This is a genomic window from Corynebacterium gallinarum (genome assembly GCF_014837045.1).
Lineage (GTDB): Bacteria > Actinomycetota > Actinomycetes > Mycobacteriales > Mycobacteriaceae > Corynebacterium > Corynebacterium gallinarum.
Genome location: NZ_JACSPR010000003.1, coordinates 212619 through 228955 on the forward strand (window position 1 = coordinate 212619; position 16337 = coordinate 228955).

11 protein-coding genes are annotated in these 16337 nt (G+C 62.3%); 3 read left to right on the forward strand and 8 right to left on the reverse strand.

What is annotated here, in order from left to right:
* Positions 1-11: 11 nt before the first annotated feature.
* The 3 genes from H9627_RS05635 to H9627_RS05645 form a co-directional block, all read right to left on the reverse strand.
* Entirely contained in the window at positions 12-2681 is a 2670-nt protein-coding gene (locus H9627_RS05635; protein WP_191733038.1) for a vWA domain-containing protein, read from the reverse strand.
* 3 nt (positions 2682-2684) lie between these two features.
* Positions 2685-3026 (reverse strand): hypothetical protein, encoded by a 342-nt coding sequence (locus tag H9627_RS05640; protein WP_191733039.1) that lies wholly within the window; start codon positions 3024-3026, stop codon positions 2685-2687.
* Positions 3027-3603: 577 nt separating this feature from the next.
* Complete coding sequence (locus H9627_RS05645; protein WP_191733040.1) at positions 3604-4017, reverse strand: TM2 domain-containing protein; 414 nt, start codon at positions 4015-4017, stop codon at positions 3604-3606.
* Between the two features lie 236 nt (positions 4018-4253).
* Between H9627_RS05645 and H9627_RS05650 the strand changes: the two genes are divergently transcribed.
* Positions 4254-5573 (forward strand): DUF2254 domain-containing protein, encoded by a 1320-nt coding sequence (locus H9627_RS05650; protein WP_225213516.1) that lies wholly within the window; start codon positions 4254-4256, stop codon positions 5571-5573.
* A gap of 33 nt (positions 5574-5606) precedes the next feature.
* Here H9627_RS05650 and H9627_RS05655 read toward each other — a convergent pair whose 3' ends face one another.
* Together H9627_RS05655 and H9627_RS05660 are read right to left on the reverse strand one after the other, a co-directional pair.
* Positions 5607-6368, reverse strand: coding sequence for a hypothetical protein (locus tag H9627_RS05655; protein WP_191733041.1), 762 nt, complete (start codon positions 6366-6368; stop codon positions 5607-5609).
* 63 nt (positions 6369-6431) lie between these two features.
* Entirely contained in the window at positions 6432-7544 is a 1113-nt protein-coding gene (locus tag H9627_RS05660) for an FUSC family protein (protein WP_191733042.1), read from the reverse strand.
* A 464-nt stretch (positions 7545-8008) separates the two neighbouring features.
* On the opposite strand from H9627_RS05660, the gene H9627_RS05665 reads away from it, so the two are divergent.
* Both H9627_RS05665 and H9627_RS05670 read left to right on the forward strand, forming a co-directional pair.
* Complete coding sequence (locus H9627_RS05665) at positions 8009-8890, forward strand: manganese catalase family protein (protein ID WP_191733043.1); 882 nt, start codon at positions 8009-8011, stop codon at positions 8888-8890.
* Positions 8891-8962: 72 nt separating this feature from the next.
* Positions 8963-9958, forward strand: a complete 996-nt coding sequence (locus tag H9627_RS05670) for an ATP-grasp domain-containing protein (protein ID WP_191733044.1) — start codon at positions 8963-8965, stop codon at positions 9956-9958.
* A 3-nt stretch (positions 9959-9961) separates the two neighbouring features.
* Here H9627_RS05670 and H9627_RS05675 read toward each other — a convergent pair whose 3' ends face one another.
* From H9627_RS05675 to H9627_RS05685, 3 genes are all read right to left on the reverse strand, one after another.
* A complete protein-coding gene (locus H9627_RS05675) occupies positions 9962-12562 on the reverse strand; it encodes a hypothetical protein (protein WP_191733045.1) in 2601 nt (866 codons plus the stop codon).
* A complete protein-coding gene (locus H9627_RS05680) occupies positions 12559-13857 on the reverse strand; it encodes an SWIM zinc finger family protein (protein ID WP_225213517.1) in 1299 nt (432 codons plus the stop codon). The genes H9627_RS05675 and H9627_RS05680 overlap by 4 nt, the downstream gene beginning before the upstream one ends.
* 295 nt (positions 13858-14152) lie before the next feature.
* A complete protein-coding gene (locus H9627_RS05685; protein ID WP_191733047.1) occupies positions 14153-16285 on the reverse strand; it encodes a catalase in 2133 nt (710 codons plus the stop codon).
* Positions 16286-16337 lie beyond the last annotated feature (52 nt).

The following is a 16337-nucleotide window of genomic DNA, read 5'->3' on the forward strand; positions in this document are numbered from 1 at the left end:
AAAGGTGCTGATCAGGGGGTGGGCGGATTCCGGTAGGGGTTGCCCGCGCCCGGCTCCGGGGTGCCCCATCCCGGGGCGGAATCACCACCGGCGTCGGACCAGCCGGACGGGGGAGCGGACGCGTTGCTGGTGGGTCCGTCCCACCCCGTGCTCCAGCCGTCGCCGTCATGCCCGGTGGGGGCGCTTGTCGACGCAGGATTCACCCCGCCCCCGGAGGCCGGCGTGTCCGGGGATAAGGCCAGTGCCTTCCGGAGACGATCCTCACCGCGGGAGTTGATGTCCCTGATGAGGTTTCTGAACTGTTCACGGGAGGTGAACTCATCCACCGCCAGGACGATGGTGCCCTGGTCCGCTGGCTGTGACGATCCCCCGGGTGCTCCCACGGCAAACCACTGGTTGTGGACAGCCAGCGGCAACACGGCCTGACCGTTCTTCTCGGAACCGTCGGCGGCGACGGAGGGTGATGACTGCACCACGGCCTGCGTGGGAGTGAAGGGGTTGGCCCCCATGACCACCTGGACCTGATGTCCAGCGAGGTTGATGGAACGCCCCGAGGAGGTGACACGGGGGGTGCCCAGGACCACCTCGTCGAAGTCCGCGGTGAAATCACCACCGGTGTCCCGGCGCAACAGACGGCCGTTGCTGATGGTCACCGGGATCGCGATGGCATGCACACCGGGCTTTCTCGGGATGGTGCCGGAGACATACTTCATCAGGTAGAGCAGCCCCAGCGGGATGAGCAGGGCCAGCAGCAGGGCGATGATCAGCGCGAGGCTGAACGCAGAGGCGCTGACCGGGGCGCGCATGGACCCATCCAGGGGAATGGTCACCGCCTCATCGGTATCGCCCTCAGCTGAGATCAGGTGGAGGGTGGGATTGACCACCACCGGCCCGTCGGCAAGCTCGTTGGCGGTCAGGGTGAGCTCCAGCGAGCCGCTCTCACCCTCGGCGAGCTGGAGCGCGGTGTCGGGGCTGTTGTGGGGGGAGGCGAGGGCGAGGGAATCAACACCGGTGGGCAGCACCGACTGCTCCCCGGCGAGTTCACCCTCCTCGATCCAGACCGCGCCGGGACCGGTGACGGGGACGGTCAGGGTGGTTTCCGTGCTCTCCAGATCCGCATTGATGGAACCGGGGATGCGGGGCATGTTCACCGGGGTCACCGTGACCGGGTAGGTGGCGGTGATCGGCGACAGCGTGGTGCCCGGGGTGTTGTCCACACCCTGCGTGGTGATGTTGGCCGTGAGGGTGAGATCACCGGTGACCGGCCGGTCCAGTGAATCGAGGGGGATCATCGCTGAACCGGAGGAGATGGACTGCGCGGGCCCCAGATCGTAGACCGCTCCGGTGGCATCGGTGAGCTGGGCGGTCAGTTCCGCGGCACCGGCCACGGCGCGCGTGTCCCCCTCGGAATCCTGCAGGGAGACGGTGAGGGAATCGGCGCTGGACAGTCCGGTATCGCCGCCGTCGGTCAACTCCGCGACGACGAGGGAGAGCCCCGGTGCGATCTGGATGGAGGCCTCATAGGCGCCTTCGATGTTGTCCGCGGTGCGGTAACTGAAGATCCACTCGCCGGCCCAGTCACCGTTGTCGCTCAGTTCCATGGTGCCGTCGAACATGCCCGGCAGGCCCTCGACGGTGGTGACGGACACGGTCGTATCGCCGAGGGTGTGGGTGCCCTCGGTGAGGTCGATGGTCTCGCCCTGCGGGGAGGTCAGGGTCGGGGTGATTGCGCCTTCGGCGAATTTGGAGGTCGGCTGGCCGGAGATCCGGACGGGGTCAATGGAGTTGTCCAGGATGAAGGAGAAGGGTGACTGCAGGTCCTGGACCGATTCCACCCCACCGGGGGAGGGGATGATGTTCCTGAAGGCGGAGAACAGCGCAGCCGGATCGGTACCCGCATTGAAGAAGGCGCCATTGGCGGTGGTGCCCGGGACACAGGTGTCATCCTCGGAGATCCGGCGGAGGAGTTCCTCCGGGGTGTCCGAGCCCTGCGGCATCAGACCCACCGAGAACAGTGAGATGCCGGCCCTGCGGAGGTCACCGATCTGACTGCCCGGGGAGCACACCGCCTGGCGGGCTGCGAGGTCATCCTCGGCGGACCCCTCCACCGTGAGCAGACCATCGGTGAAGAAGAGTGTGGCCTTGCAGGAACCACTGTCGGAATGGCGGGCGAACTCCGACAGCATCCCATCGAAGGCGGCACCGTAGGAGGTGAAGCTGTCATTGGCGCGGTCGCGGAAACCGGTGATGGGATCATCGAGTACCTCCGCGCCCTCGGCGACCGGAATCCAGTCGCCGTAGGTGGCGGGATCGGAACGGTACTCACGCCCGAAGCCGGCGAGCTTGATATCGATGTCCGCGTTCAGATCATTCGCCAGCACCTCAAACTGTTTCACCAGGTCGCGGGTGGCATCCACGCGCAGGTGATCGGGGTCCGTGGCGGTGTCGGTGCCGCTGCCGGTCAGGGAGCCGGATTCATCGAGAACAAAGAGGATATCGGCCTGCCGGTTGGCGGAGAGGCAGGCGCCGAAGTCGGACAGACTGCGTTCAGCGGCCGGGGACAAACCGGGATTCTGCGCGCCGTTCTGTGCCAGTGCACCCGGGGCGGTGATACCGATGGCCAGGGCCGTCACGGCCACCGTGGACGCAAGGCGCAGGGGCCTGAGGTTGAAAAGTCTCATGATTTACGCTCCGAATGCCTTTCCGAACCACAGGGCGATTTCAACCGCCGTGATGATCACACCGATAACACCCAGCCCCATGGCCGCATACTGCAGAAGTTTCTGGGTGGGGTTCGAGATATAGAGACCGCTGGTCTGCCTCTTGGTATCCGCCATGACATGCAGGCCCAGCAGAATGAAGGTGGCTATCCCCGCACACACCCATCCGAGCCCGGCGAGTGTCAGGAAGGTTATCTCCGTGGCGGTGAAACCCAACCAGGCCACCACACCGAGGACAATCCCCAGGATCGCGGTCACCAGCGCGGCGATGAGATAACCCCAGGGGCCCGAGGTGGCGGTGAGCACAGCCGCGGGCCTGGACGTGCCGGATGTTGGGCTGGGTGCGGTTCCCAATTGCGCACCGGGGGACGACGGTGTGAAGGGCGCCGCGGGGGTCGGGGCCGGGGCGAAGGGTGATCCCGTCGGCTGCTCGGGTTGGAACCCCGGCCACGGGGAGTCGCCTGCACCCTCCGGCGATCGGGATCGGTTGTGCTCAGGTGGGGTACGCCGAGAGGAATCGGATCCACTATCAGGGCCGAAGGGATTGGACATGTCAACTCCAGGGGAAGGGGAATATATCTGCTGATTGGGATTATAGGGGGAGGGTGTGACACGACCCCCGTTCTTAGAACAGGCTTTCCCTCCAACCGGGCATCAGGCTATGGGCGTTATCTCTTCGGTTTCCCGACTGCACGATGACTGACGGTTCCAGGGGCATCGATCTCCAGGGTAAATGTAAGCGGGTGTCTTCGCGCGGTGTTGGGGGAAATACCAGCACGATTGGCCTGACCACAACGGGCGGTGGTGTTTCGCGGTCTTCACTCCTGCCCATTGCGCTGAAGCGCGGAAGGCCCCGGTACGCACGGTCGCGCCGGGGGCGCTATTAATTCCGGTACTTCCCGATGCCGAAAATCAGACGGAAGAAGTCCAGGACAAGCCAGAAGAATAGGAAGAGGACCACCAGGCTCATCGGGTTGCTGTCAGGTAGCACAAGGAAAGCGATAAAGAGCACCAGCTGGATGAACCCCTTGCCCTTGTATCCGAAGTAGAAATTGTGCACCCCGAACCAGCCGAGAAACAGGGCCAGAACAGCTGCAAGACCGCGGGATTTACCTGATCCCACGGCTGCGGCCTGGTCCAGATGGGCCTTATACGAGCCAGGGGTCAGCGGTTGCGTATCCCTCTGAACCGGTGCGCTGTGGCGTATGGATGACGGGGTGACCGGAGTGGGAGCCGGGGGAGTTGGCTGGGAGCGTTCGTGGTCATCATCGAATGGGTTCTTCAGATATTCAGACATGGGACCTCGACGCTTCTGATGAGGATTGAACAGGGAAAAATCTGTTCACTTGAAAATTACACATTCAACCTTAAATCATCTCCCAGGGATTCCGATAGTGTAGCGGGTCTTCGACTTCACCCCAGCTTCCTGTGCTTATCCTCCGGTGAGGCTCCCGTGGGTAATCTGGCCGTCAATCACCATCGATATACCGCCCAGGTGGACCACGCGGGTGAGTCATGAACGGAGGAGCAGCAATGACCGGAAAGCAGAACATGTCGTGGCGGTTGCGATTGGCGACGGTGCGGTACCGGTTCACGGAGAGCCTGTTTGTACAGCCCACGGCGTTGATGTTGGTGGGGGTGGTGCTGGCGATCATCACCACGCAGATCGATGATTCACTCAGCCCCGATACCGACGTGCCGTTCACCCTTGCGATGAGCAGTAACGCCGCCACCTGGCTGTTGTCCACGGTCGCGGGTGCGATGATCACCACGGTCGGTGTCGTCTTCTCCCTGACGGTGGTCAGTCTGCAGCTGGCCAGTGGGCAGTTCTCGCCACGGGTGATGCGGTCCTTCATCCGGGACAAGTTGAGCCAACGTGTCATTGGCCTGTTGGTGGCCACCTTTTTCTACTGCGTGCTCATCCTGCCGAATGTCAGTGGGGAGGCGACCGATCCCGCCCCCCAGGTCTCTCTGACGGTGGCGGTGTTGATGACGCTGGTCACGGTGATCGGTATTCTCGCCCACCTGGATCATCTGGCTCATGGTCTGCAGGTGGGGAATGTCGCCCGCGTGATCACCGCGGAGGGCATCCGGACGGTCAACAGGCTGGAGGGTGCTCCCAGGAACCTGAAGGCGGTGGACATCGCTGATTTCCATGTGGTGCCCGACGACGCGCTGGTCCTCCCCGCGCGGTCCAGCGGGTGGGTGACCCAGGTGGATACGGCGCACCTCTTCAAGTCCATCGCCCCGGGGACACGTGTCCGGCTGGAAACTCGCATCGGCGCCTATATCCATGCTGGTGAACCGCTGTTGCGGGTGTGGCCGGCACCAGGGGAGGGGGCACCGGATCTGGGGCAGGCGGTGGAGATCTCCGCCACCCGCGCCATGCTCCAGGACGCCGACTTCGCCATCCGTCAGCTGGTGGATATCGGTCTGCGTGCCTTGAGCCCATCCATCAATGATCCGACCACCGCGATTGAGGTTGTCCTGCGCCTGGGCACTCTGCTGCGCACCGTCCTGACCACCCCGCTCGCCCCGGAGGGCCTGGAGGATCCCCGGGGGCGTGTGGTGGTGCAGCCCTGGAATCTCTCCCATGAGGAGTTCATCGACCACGCCTTCGACCAGATGCGCCTGTCCACCGGCAACCAGACCGAGGTCATCGCCGCTCTGCTCCGGGTGTTGCGCATGCTCATCGACTACGTCGAGGCGGATCACCCCGAGCACCTCCCTGCCCTGAAGCGTCAGAGCCAGCTGATCCTGGATTCCCTGCCCACGGACCTCCCCGCTGAGGACCTCGCGCGCCTGCGCTCGCTTGCCTCCGACAAGACGGACCCGGCCGACCACAGCCGGTAACAGCGTGCTTGTCGACGCCTCCCTGGCCGCCTCTCACACCGTGTGGGGGAAGATCCGCCGGCCGAGACGCACATCCGCCAGTGACAATGGCTCATCCGAGATGCTGACAATCAGTTTCGACTTGTCGTCAAGTTCATCTGCATCCGCGTACTCCTCGGCGCTCTGGGTGTCATCCACGAAGACGAAATGGGTGTAATCCAGGCAGTCATGGTTCATCTTCTCCACCCGACGGACCCATTCCTCATCATCATCCTCCGGGTCGGTGGGCAGATAACGGCCCAGGTCGATCGGGATGCGGCGCTCCAACCCCCGGAGCGTTTCCACCGAACCGTCGATATCGAACTCCTCCGCCAGCTGCAGTGCGCTCTGCGCGGTGGACACCGCCTGGGACATCGAGGCGTTACGACGCACGGCGGTGCCCAGACTGTCCACCAGTTGCTCCAACAACAACACCCTGCGGGTGAGATCCACCCGGGCACGGTCCTCACCCAGGGCATCGATCATGGCATGGGCGAAGGCGAGCTCCACATAGTACTGCACGGCCCCCACCGGGCGCCCCGCGTGCAGCAGCAGGTCCGGATCCTCCTGGTAGTAGTGGTGGAGCTGGCAGAAGGTGGTCACCGATTCCCGCAGCCTCTCCGTAAAGGCCATATGGGGCAGGTCGAAGGCAGCACCATCATGCGGGTAAACGTCAATGGACACCTCGACGGTGGCATCGGGCAGGTCATAGACAACCGTGACCTGCGGGTCGAACTCCTCCGGGTCACGGGCATCGGTGTGGTCATCTTGGTGCATGGGCGGTGTCCTATCTGTGGATGCCGGCGGTGGGGCGGGTCATCCATTAATGATGCCCGATGCCTACTGCAGGATCTCCTCATGGCGGGCGATACGGACCTCGTCGACAAGCGACACGATATAACGCAGCGTGGTGATCAGCGAACCGTAGATCGGCCACAGCTTGCGGGGTAGTTCCTCATCATCAGACAGCTGGTGGGCGAGGGTATCAAGGCGATCCTGCAACTGTGCGGAATCAATATCGATGTCCGGATCGGAGATCGCGCGCCCGGTATCACGGGCGATCTCCGACCACTGCTTGCGGAACCGGGTATCCCAGGTTCCCTCCTCATAGGTGTCACCGTGGATGATGTGCACGATGGTCCGCAGATGGGCCAACCGGTCCCTGGCCTCCCGCACCAACTCCTCCCAATCCGGGCTCTCCACCGGCACCGGGACATGACGACGCCGCAACAGGATCCGGTGGCGGGGGTTCGCACGTCTGCTCTCCCGGGCGAACTTCACCGTGGACCAGGCGGAATCCAATTCCGCATCCACCGAATCAATCTCCCGGATCCACACCTCCACACATTCGGTGTCCCACGACGAGGATATCTCCTCGCCCATGTTCTCCAGCACCTCACCCATGCGCCGGGTCACGCCGTCCAGGTAATTCGCGGCCTGCCGGTCGCGCAGCGGTGGCAGCACCAACATGTTCACCAGCACACCGATGAGCACACCGACGACGATCTCCAGCATGCGTTCATCGAAATTGCGTGAATCCTCCGTGAACCCATCACTGAGCAGGAAGATCGCGGTGGTGGCCACCGTGATGCCCTCCTCCCGGATCCACCTGATCCGCGCGATGAGCACGCCGATGAGGATGGCCAGCGCATACGTCCATAGAGTCACCCCCAGGAACTGGCCCACCAGGAAGGTCACCACGATGCCCAGCACCGACGCGATCGTCGACTGCACACCCCGCGACAGGGTCCGGTAGGCGGTGGCCTGGATGGTCAGCAGCGCAGTCCACGGCGCCAGGAAGGGCAGGGAGGTCTGGAGGAAATTCACCGACACCCACCACGCCAGGGTGGTGGCGAAGACGATCTTGACCGTCTGCACCATCGAGATCCGGAATTCCGGTCGCCTCCACCGTTCCGTAAACGGGGTGGTGAGGCGGTTCACGGCTGTGTTCATGACCGCCACTCTAGGGAGTCGACGTGGGGGTTGTCAGGGGAAGGGCTGTCGGGTGCCTGTGGGAGGATACCCAGACGACCTGCCCAGTCGGGGGTCGGGATAAATCATGCACCTGTCCTGGCTGGGGTTGAGGAAATATCAGCATCTCAACTCCCATGATTGCCACCGAAATCAATTCTGTAACCACCGTCATATACATAAAAATGTATGCTTATTTCTACTCGCCACCCAGACGAGTTCATAACCAGATAGTGGCTTGATCAATGCCCGCGACACACTCTGTGGTTCTACCGGAGGTGTCGGCATCAGGTGGCTGGGCCAAAATAGTGCCCGCCTGGATATTCGGGTTCTTGATACGGCACCCATATGGGTGCCTGAAGTTGGTTGCATCGCTTGTCAACGTCCAGTTGCAGGTGGCAACCCCAATCACGACCGACACAGATCTACACGGAAGGTTTTTGAACATGTTCATCCATAAGCAGACCCTGCAGTACCCCTCCACCCCGGAGAAACCGGATGCGGTTTTCGCCCGCAAACTCCAGGAGGTCATTGGTGGACAGTACGGTGAGATCACCGTGGCCATGCAGTATAGCTTCCAGGCCTGGAACGCCCACATCCCCGGCAAATACCGCGACCTGCTCTTCTCCACCGCAGCCGAGGAATTCGGCCACATCGAGATGCTTGCCACCATGGTCGCCCAGCTCCTGGAGAAGGCCCCCCTCGGCATCACCGAGGACGCCATCCAGGATGATCCGGCCGTGGCCGCCATCATTGGTGGCACCGACCTGCAGCAGGCCATCGTCTCCGGTGCGGGTGCCCGCCCCGTCGACAGCATGGGTAACCCCTGGAGCGGTTCCTACGTCACCGCCAGTGGCAACCTCCTGGCGGATATGACCTCAAACGTCAACGCCGAGATGCAGGGCCGTATCCAGGTCGCACGCCTGTACCACATGACCGATGACCGCGGTGTGAAGGACCTCCTCGGTTTCCTCCTGGCCCGTGACACCATGCACCAGAACCAGTGGCTCGCCGCCGCCCAGGAACTGCAGAAGGAAAACCTCGAGCAGATACCGACCCCGAGCAACTTCCCCAAGAAGAAGGAACACGAGGAGTTCTCCTACCAGGCCATCAACTTCTCCGATGGTGCCAACATGGCCGACGGTTCCTGGGCCTCCGGGGATGCACCGGATGGACTGGGCCAGTTCACCTACGTGGATGTCCCACCGGAGGGTGTGCCGATGGCACCACCAACCCACCCCGATGCCCGCTTCTATGGCACCACCGAGATCCCCAACATTGTTGAGCAGACCGCCGGCAAGATCCAGGAGAAGATGAACCGGGAATAACAAAAACCCGGACGAGACGGTGGCGGCGCGGATAGGTTCGCTGCCACACCCCGACAAGGAAGGCTGAACCCGATGCTGAGCCGGCTTGACGACGACCTCCACTCCGACCGCCCCCTGGTGGTCTTCCTCGGCGACAACATTGATGAGGAAGACCACGATGTGTTGTTCCCCGCGATGCGTGAACGCGGGGTGGCGGTGGTGCGCGTGCACCCGGATGACCTGGTCGTGGAAATGACCGACACCGGCATCGGGTTCTTCGTGGCAGGCCAGCGTCTTGAACCAGATCTGGTGATCGGGTGGGTGCTCGACGAGCTGCTCATCCCCGGCATGGCGCATCTGGATGTGTTCCGCTGCGCCGGGGTGCCCGTGATCAACGATGCGGTCACCCTTTTCCGCGCGCAGAACAAATACCTCGACAGCTCCATGCTGAGCCTGGCCGGTGTACTGGGATACCCGGTGCTCACCGGCCACGACCCGGAGGCACTGGAGAAGTGGGTCCGTGATCTCGATGGCCCGGCGGTGATCAAACCGCTTGTCGGTTTCGGCGGACGGGGCCTGCGCAAAATCGAGGGTGAAAACGACCTGCAGGACCTCCTGACGGAGCTGCGTCGCGACGGTGGCTCCTACTACGCCGTGCCGTGGATCGATAACCCCGGCCGCGACATCCGCGTCTACACCATCAACCACCAACCGGTGTTCGCCATGTACCGCTACGCCCCGCCGGGCACATGGGTCACCAACATCCGTGCTGGCGGTGGCCTGTCGATATGTCCCCTGACCCCGGAGATCGGCGACCTCGCGCGCCGGGCCTCCCAGGCGGCCGGCACCCTCATCGGTGGCATCGACATCGGTGAGAACACCGCCACCGGCGAGCTGGTGGTCTACGAGGTCAATTCCTGCCCCACCTGCGAACCTCCGGCGCTTGAAGCCCTGGCGGATTTCCTTGCCCTGGCCGCCCGCGACCTCGACCACGCACTGGTCACCTGGGAGCCGACAAAGGTCTATACCGACCTGGACACCGATCCCGACCTCTTCCATAAGAGCAAACGGGGGCTGTTGCGCGCATAACGCTTATCGACGCCCCGCCGCCACCCGGTCATCGTGGGGCAACCTGTCCCGAATCTCCCGGGCCAGAACAATCGCCCGGGTCTTTCCGGACCGCGCCGCCAGCTCTCGGACACCGGGGAGGTCAAGGTGGGAAGGCTCTGCCCGACCCTCATCTACCGCTGCCATGACGTGAGGCAGCAGTTCAGCGATGACCTGCAGTAGATCAGGAGTGCCTATGAGCGGTTTGTCCTGCTGGGCGGAGGCATCCACCAGATCATTGAGGATCGGCCAGACCAGAGTCAGCATTCCCATATCCGCCAGATCACGGAAGGTTTTTGCCAACGATCCTAACCGCTGTGGGGGAGCATCACTCCATCCCAGATGGGCAATATCTGGGACACCGGGGATCAGCAGACCACGGTTCCATGCTTCACTGGCGGCGGTCCATCCCACCTCAGATTCCCGGGTGTGCAGGTTGCTCAGAGCCGCGAGGAAATTGATGGCTGCTGCCGGGGTGAAGGGGGAAGATGAACGAGCGAGTTGGCGCAAGGGGAGCCCGGTCCCCAGGGAGGAGCGGTAGGTGTAATCAAGGCGGCGGAAAGCCTGCTCGGCCGTGGAGGGAAGAAAATCCTGGCGGTTTCTGCGGGCGAGAGCATTGACGATCCGATGGGAGAATTTCCGTGGTCCGACGTCCTGTTCAGGGGCCACCTCCGTTTTCAGTGGAACCCACTCAGCATCGACGGAGGGTTCCTGAAAAATCAAGGAAGACATGGTTGCACCCACTGTCACCTTTTCATCCTCTCCCCGGGTGTATAAGAGCAAGGAGGATGATTGCAAGGCCGAAATCACAGGACGGCGATCTCCCCGGATGCGCAACAGGGCGAGGGAAAGATCGATAGGACCGACAGGCGCCTGGGCTTGTGCGTACTCAGCCAGCCGGTCAAGGATGGTCTCGACACCAATGGTGAGGTCTTCACGGTCCGGGGTGGACAATAATATAGGCACAGACCCCAGGAGCTCTAAGATCTCCGCTTCGCGCTTGCTGCGGTCCGAACTCTTCAAGTACAACGCGAGTTCTCCGGTGACCCACTCCCTAATTCCCTCCAGAGACTTACTGGCTCGAGGAACGCCCACCAGTGATATTTTGGTCGCCTCAAGATCGGAGTATGCACACCGGACGAGAGCGTCTGTGAACTGCTCCGATTCCACGTCACGGAACCAAGACCAGACACGGTTGCCTGCGGCGATCGCCGGGCCAAACCTTTCGAGCTCATGTGCAGCAAGTTCGACCAATAGAGTATCAGATGGTGTCAAGTCAGGTATCTGCCATAATACCGGAGCCTTCTGCCATAAAGAGGCATCACCTGTGGCTTCTGTCCCAGGTTCTTCTATATTGAGGTTCCAGACGGCCGCAAGCTTATCCACGGCTTTGGAGAACTGCGGATGCTCATCCATTGCCAAGGCATCCTCCAACAGGAACTGACACTGTTCGAGAATATCCGGTGACGGTACTGCGTCGCGTCTGGCGGCAGCATTGAGCACCTTGATACGTGTTGCCCGGCCGGCGAGGGTGAGGCAGGCAGTGATCACCTCAGTCAGAATGTCCTCGGATCCTTTCTGTGCCAGCACCGTGCCGAAGCGGAGCAGAGAGGTGGAATCCTTGCGGAACAACAGTGGCACCAGTTCATGGCTGTGGGCAACAATCTCCTCATCGCTGATCTCTAGGGAATCCAGGAGAAATTCCGCCCAGGCCTTGACCGGTTCAGGCTTCCTTGCTTCCCGGTAACCATTAAGTCCGTCACGCAGGAGGACTCCGCGGTCTTCTGCAGACAGGTGTTGATCCTTGGTTATCAATTCGATGTGGGAGTAGAAGGGTGGTCTGTCCTCATAACTGAACAAAGTGGCGCGGAACCAGTCGAGACGACGGTCGAAAATCACTTCACGTGGTTGTCGTATTTTTGGATCACCCCAGTGGTTTCGATGTCCAAGAAAGAAATTCATGTGCCGTTCCCACCGGAAGTGGGTGGAGGAATTAACTAAAACCACAGGAACCTGCAGGGGGTCCTCCTGGGAAATGATGGGGCGTTGCTGGCGGTGGATCAGGCTGATCCGCAGTTCTTCCGCGTGCTGCGGATCCCACTGCTTCTCCACTGTTTTTTGATATGAGGGGGATGTTGCCAGCAGGAGGTCGACAATCAGTTCTAAGGCTATCTCTTGCAGTGTTGGATTGAGTTTCTCAATGGCCCGGACTGATTCGTTGAGCCACCGCCCGGTGACTTCAGCGGGTGCATTCCCCCGCAGCAGATAAAGCGCGACACGCAGATGGTCCACCTGCTCCCAACAGGGGTGGTGGAAGCGTTCCGACCCGCGGATTCCGTGCGGTTCCCGCACGACATCGAGGATCACGGAGTCAAAGAAGTGCTCCTCGGCAACCACCGTCTCGATGAACCGCTGCTGCTCCTCATCAGGCCCCAGGGATGCGGTGCGTAATTCCGCGAGCGGGGCAGCGTTCCACCCAATGCGGTCGAGAAATTCCATCACCTCGGCGAAATCGGGACTTGCTTGGGGCAGCTTCTCCGGTTCCTGCGCGACTACCACGGTGTCAGCAGTGTACTTCACGGTCATACTTCTTCTCTGGTCTCAGTCGACAGGGCTGCAGCCAGCAGATGTTTGCATGGTCCCCGGGAACCGCGGGTGCGCAGATACCAGGTGCAGGAGCAGGTGCCCTTGTCCGGAATGACCTGATAACTGCGGGCACCGCTGCGTACATCGGCGGTGAGTCGGTCCTCGCTCCAGTGGACGGCGCGGGCGTCGACAAGCCGTCGGGCCCCGACCAGACGTGGGTTATCGCGTGCCACCTGCTCCGGATCGTGGGGTAACTCCCGGTGATAGTAAGCCTGCTCGGCGATGTCCCACCCCACCTTCCCGCTGGCAGCGAGGGAGGCAAGGGCCTGGTCAACCCGGACCCGCTCCAATCCTGTGTCCAGTGCCAGGAGATCAGGGGAGATACGGGAAGAGAAACCCAACTGCGTGGCCAGCAGATCTGCATCATCAATCACATCTTCAGAGGCCATTGCAGACAACAGGGACCCCTCTCCGGAGAAACCACGGGAGGGTTCTTCCGACAGTGCGAGAGTGATAGCCGCCCCGGGCAACCGGCATTCCATCACCACACCGGCGCCGGATCCGGCGTCCTGGTAGATCTGCACACCGGTGAGCAGAGATAACAGGCGTCGCAGCGGCTGGAGGCGGACAGGCCCAGGGATGCGCACAGCACCAGGAACCGGACGGGCAGATACGTTCACACCTCTGGTGGAGGCCTGGACCCACACCGTGTCCACCTTTGCCTGGGGCAGGGCCATCAATAGACGACGCGCCCCACGTCCATCCAGGTCGAGCACTCCCGAGAAGCCGCGGTGGATCTCCGCGACATTGCCGAAGGCCCGTACCCACCGGGTAGGCATGACAACCTTGCGTTCCGACTCCGTGCGCTCCAGGGTTGAGACATTCACATGCTGGGAACCGACATCGAGATGAAGCAGTTCATTGTGATGGATCCCGGAGAGCATCTGTTGGAGATGATCCCCGAGATCGACATTGGTGGTGCCATAACCGATCTCCCCACCATCAAGGCCGTCAGCGCCCAGATCCAAGCGTGCGCTGACACTGTTGCAGGCAGAAAAGACCTCTGCACGCAGGCGATCACCGTGGGCGGTGAATACCGGATCGCGCATTGCGGCGGCTGCTGCCATCTGCGGCGGGACGAAATAACGGGTTCGGGTGACCTCTGCCAGAACCAGGAGACACTGAGCGTAGACCTTCGGCTGAGTAAGAAAGCCATGGAAGAAACTGGGGGAGGAATCCACCCCCTCCGGGGTCAGCGCCGGGGCCAGGGCGAGTGCCAGGCCTGTTTCATCCAAGGTTGAACTGGTACTGAAGGATGGACCCTCTGGTGCAAGTGTTCCGTGGGTCATCTGCGGTGTCTCCGATCTATGTCGGGAAGAGGGCCGTACCTGCATGGAAGGATAGCGGTAGTTCTTCCCAGCTAAATTCTCAACAGAAAATATCCTAATGAGGAAAATGCTCCAGCGCTGAAAAGCTACATATCAGGGGGAGGGCAACTGTCGCGGCCGCCTATGCATCTGCAAGCCAAAACCACACCCCACCCACCGGAGATCCGGCAGGCGGGGTGTGGTTGATTCCCTTATGGAGGGATCAGGCCGGGTTGGCGGCCCAGGTGCGGTGGCCCTTGAGCATCGGGGTCAACACATCAAGTGCATCGGCGGCGGCATTGACGGTGACCACGCCGGGTGCATCACCCATACGATCGGGTACCTGCGCGGTGGCATCGCCGACCAGGGCAACGGCCTTGCCGTGGCGGATCATCTCGGAGAGCAGGATGCTCACCTCGGGTTGTTCGGGTGTGTCCACGACCACGGCGGCGTCGAACTCGATGGAGCGCACGGTGACGTAGGTGCGGGAGACCGTCACATCGGTGGCCTCCTTAGGCTCCCCGATGGTGCCACCGGAGGTGGAGGTGACCAGGGGGACCATGCCGGCGTCCTCGATGGCCTTGGACAGGGAGGCGACGTCGGCGACCTGATCCTCGGTCAGATCATCGGTGACCAGGATGCCGATCTGGCGGCCGTCGATGGGCCACGTCTTGCCCACCTGGGACAGTGCGGGGCTCGGGGTGGGTTCGGGTAGGTCCTTCTTCTCCGGTGCGGGCACACCGAGGCCCTTGGCCACGGTGCTGGCCAGGTCATGATCGACGTTGGACAGGACCTCCACGGCGCGTTCCTTGATGGCCTTTTCATAGCATTTGCCCAGTTCGAAGGTGTAGGCGTCGGCCACGTGCTTCTGCTCGATGGGTGAGAGACTCACGTAGAACAGGCGGGCCTGGGAGTAGTGGTCATCGAAGCTGGCGGGGGCACTGCGGGTGATCTCGCCTTCGACGGGGACGGGGACGTCGATAAGCGCCCCGTTGCTCGGTTCGGTGGGGAAGGGGTTGCCGCCGTCGAGCGAGTTCGGCTGGTAGGGGGCCACGCCGATGTGCTGGCCGTGCTGGTGCATGCCCTCACGGAACATGTCGTTGACCGGTGCATGCGGGCGGTTGATCGGCAGCTGCGCGAAGTTCGGCCCACCCAGGCGGCTGATCTGGGTGTCCAGGTAGGAGAACAGGCGACCCTGCAGCAGGGGATCGGCGGTGACATCGATGCCCGGGGGCAGGTGGCCGGGGTGGAAGGCGACCTGCTCGGTCTCCTCGTGGAAGTTGGAGACGTTCTTGTTCAGGGTCATGGTGCCCACGATCTGCACCGGGGCGAGTTCCTCCGGCACGATCTTGGTGGGATCGAGCAGGTCGATGCCCTCGAACATCTGCTCCTTGTTGTCGGGGAAGACCTGCAGACCTAGATCCCACTCGGGGAAGGCACCACTTTCGATGGCATCCGCCAGATCACGGCGGTGGAAATCGGGGTCCACACCACCGGTGATCTGGGCTTCCTCCCACACCTGGGAATGCACACCGAGTTTCGGCTTCCAGTGGAATTTCACCAGGCTGGTCTCGCCCTTGTCGTTGATCATGCGGAAGGTGTTGACACCGAAACCCTCCATCATGCGGTAGGAACGCGGAATGCCGCGGTCCGACATGTTCCACAGGGTGTGGTGGGTGGCCTCGGTGTGCAGGGTGACAAAATCCCAGAAGGTGTCATGCGCGCTCTGGGCCTGTGGGATGTCGCGGTCCGGGTGCGGTTTGGCGGCATGGATGACATCGGGGAACTTGATGCCGTCTTGGATGAAGAACACGGGGATGTTGTTACCCACCAGGTCCCAGGTGCCCTCATCGGTGTAGAACTTCACGGCGAAACCACGGGTGTCACGCACGGTGTCGGCGGAACCGCGGTTGCCCAGCACCGTGGAGAACCGGGTGAACACCGGGGTTTCCTTCCCCTCGGCGAACACACCCGCGCGACAGATGGAGGAGGCCGCACCATTGGCCTTGAACACACCGTGGGCCGCGGCACCACGGGCGTGGACCACACGCTCCGGGATGCGCTCATGGTCGAAGTGGGTGATCTTCTCGCGGAAGTGGTGGTCCTGCATGAGCAGGGGGCCGCGCTCACCGGCTTTCAGCGAATGGTCGGTGTCGCGCAGGCGTCCACCCTGGGCGGTGGTGAGGTATTCACCCTGCTGGGCGTTGACATCGGGGCTGATGTGCATCGGGCAGCCGGTGGGGGAATAGGGCTCCGCGGTGGTCTGATCCGGTTTGCGTGGCAGAGGCGGGACCGGGGTGGTCGGCTCGTTGACCTCCGGGGTTCCGGAGGAGGGGATTCCTGGGTTCGCTGACATTTTCAGCCTCCTGTGGCAGGTCGTTAGCGTCGTTGGTGTGTTTCTGCTGAAC

What these genes read in the sequence shown, in the direction of transcription:
- H9627_RS05635 (WP_191733038.1), bottom strand. Translation starts at nt 2,681, where the DNA reads ATGAGACTTTTCAACCTCAGGCCCCTGCGCCTTGCGTCCACGGTGGCC.
- H9627_RS05645 (WP_191733040.1), bottom strand. Translation starts at nt 4,017, where the DNA reads ATGTCTGAATATCTGAAGAACCCATTCGATGATGACCACGAACGCTCC.
- H9627_RS05650 (WP_225213516.1), top strand. Translation starts at nt 4,254, where the DNA reads ATGACCGGAAAGCAGAACATGTCGTGGCGGTTGCGATTGGCGACGGTG.
- H9627_RS05655 (WP_191733041.1), bottom strand. Translation starts at nt 6,368, where the DNA reads ATGCACCAAGATGACCACACCGATGCCCGTGACCCGGAGGAGTTCGAC.
- H9627_RS05660 (WP_191733042.1), bottom strand. Translation starts at nt 7,544, where the DNA reads ATGAACACAGCCGTGAACCGCCTCACCACCCCGTTTACGGAACGGTGG.
- H9627_RS05665 (WP_191733043.1), top strand. Translation starts at nt 8,009, where the DNA reads ATGTTCATCCATAAGCAGACCCTGCAGTACCCCTCCACCCCGGAGAAA.
- H9627_RS05670 (WP_191733044.1), top strand. Translation starts at nt 8,963, where the DNA reads ATGCTGAGCCGGCTTGACGACGACCTCCACTCCGACCGCCCCCTGGTG.
- H9627_RS05675 (WP_191733045.1), bottom strand. Translation starts at nt 12,562, where the DNA reads ATGACCGTGAAGTACACTGCTGACACCGTGGTAGTCGCGCAGGAACCG.
- H9627_RS05685 (WP_191733047.1), bottom strand. Translation starts at nt 16,285, where the DNA reads ATGTCAGCGAACCCAGGAATCCCCTCCTCCGGAACCCCGGAGGTCAAC.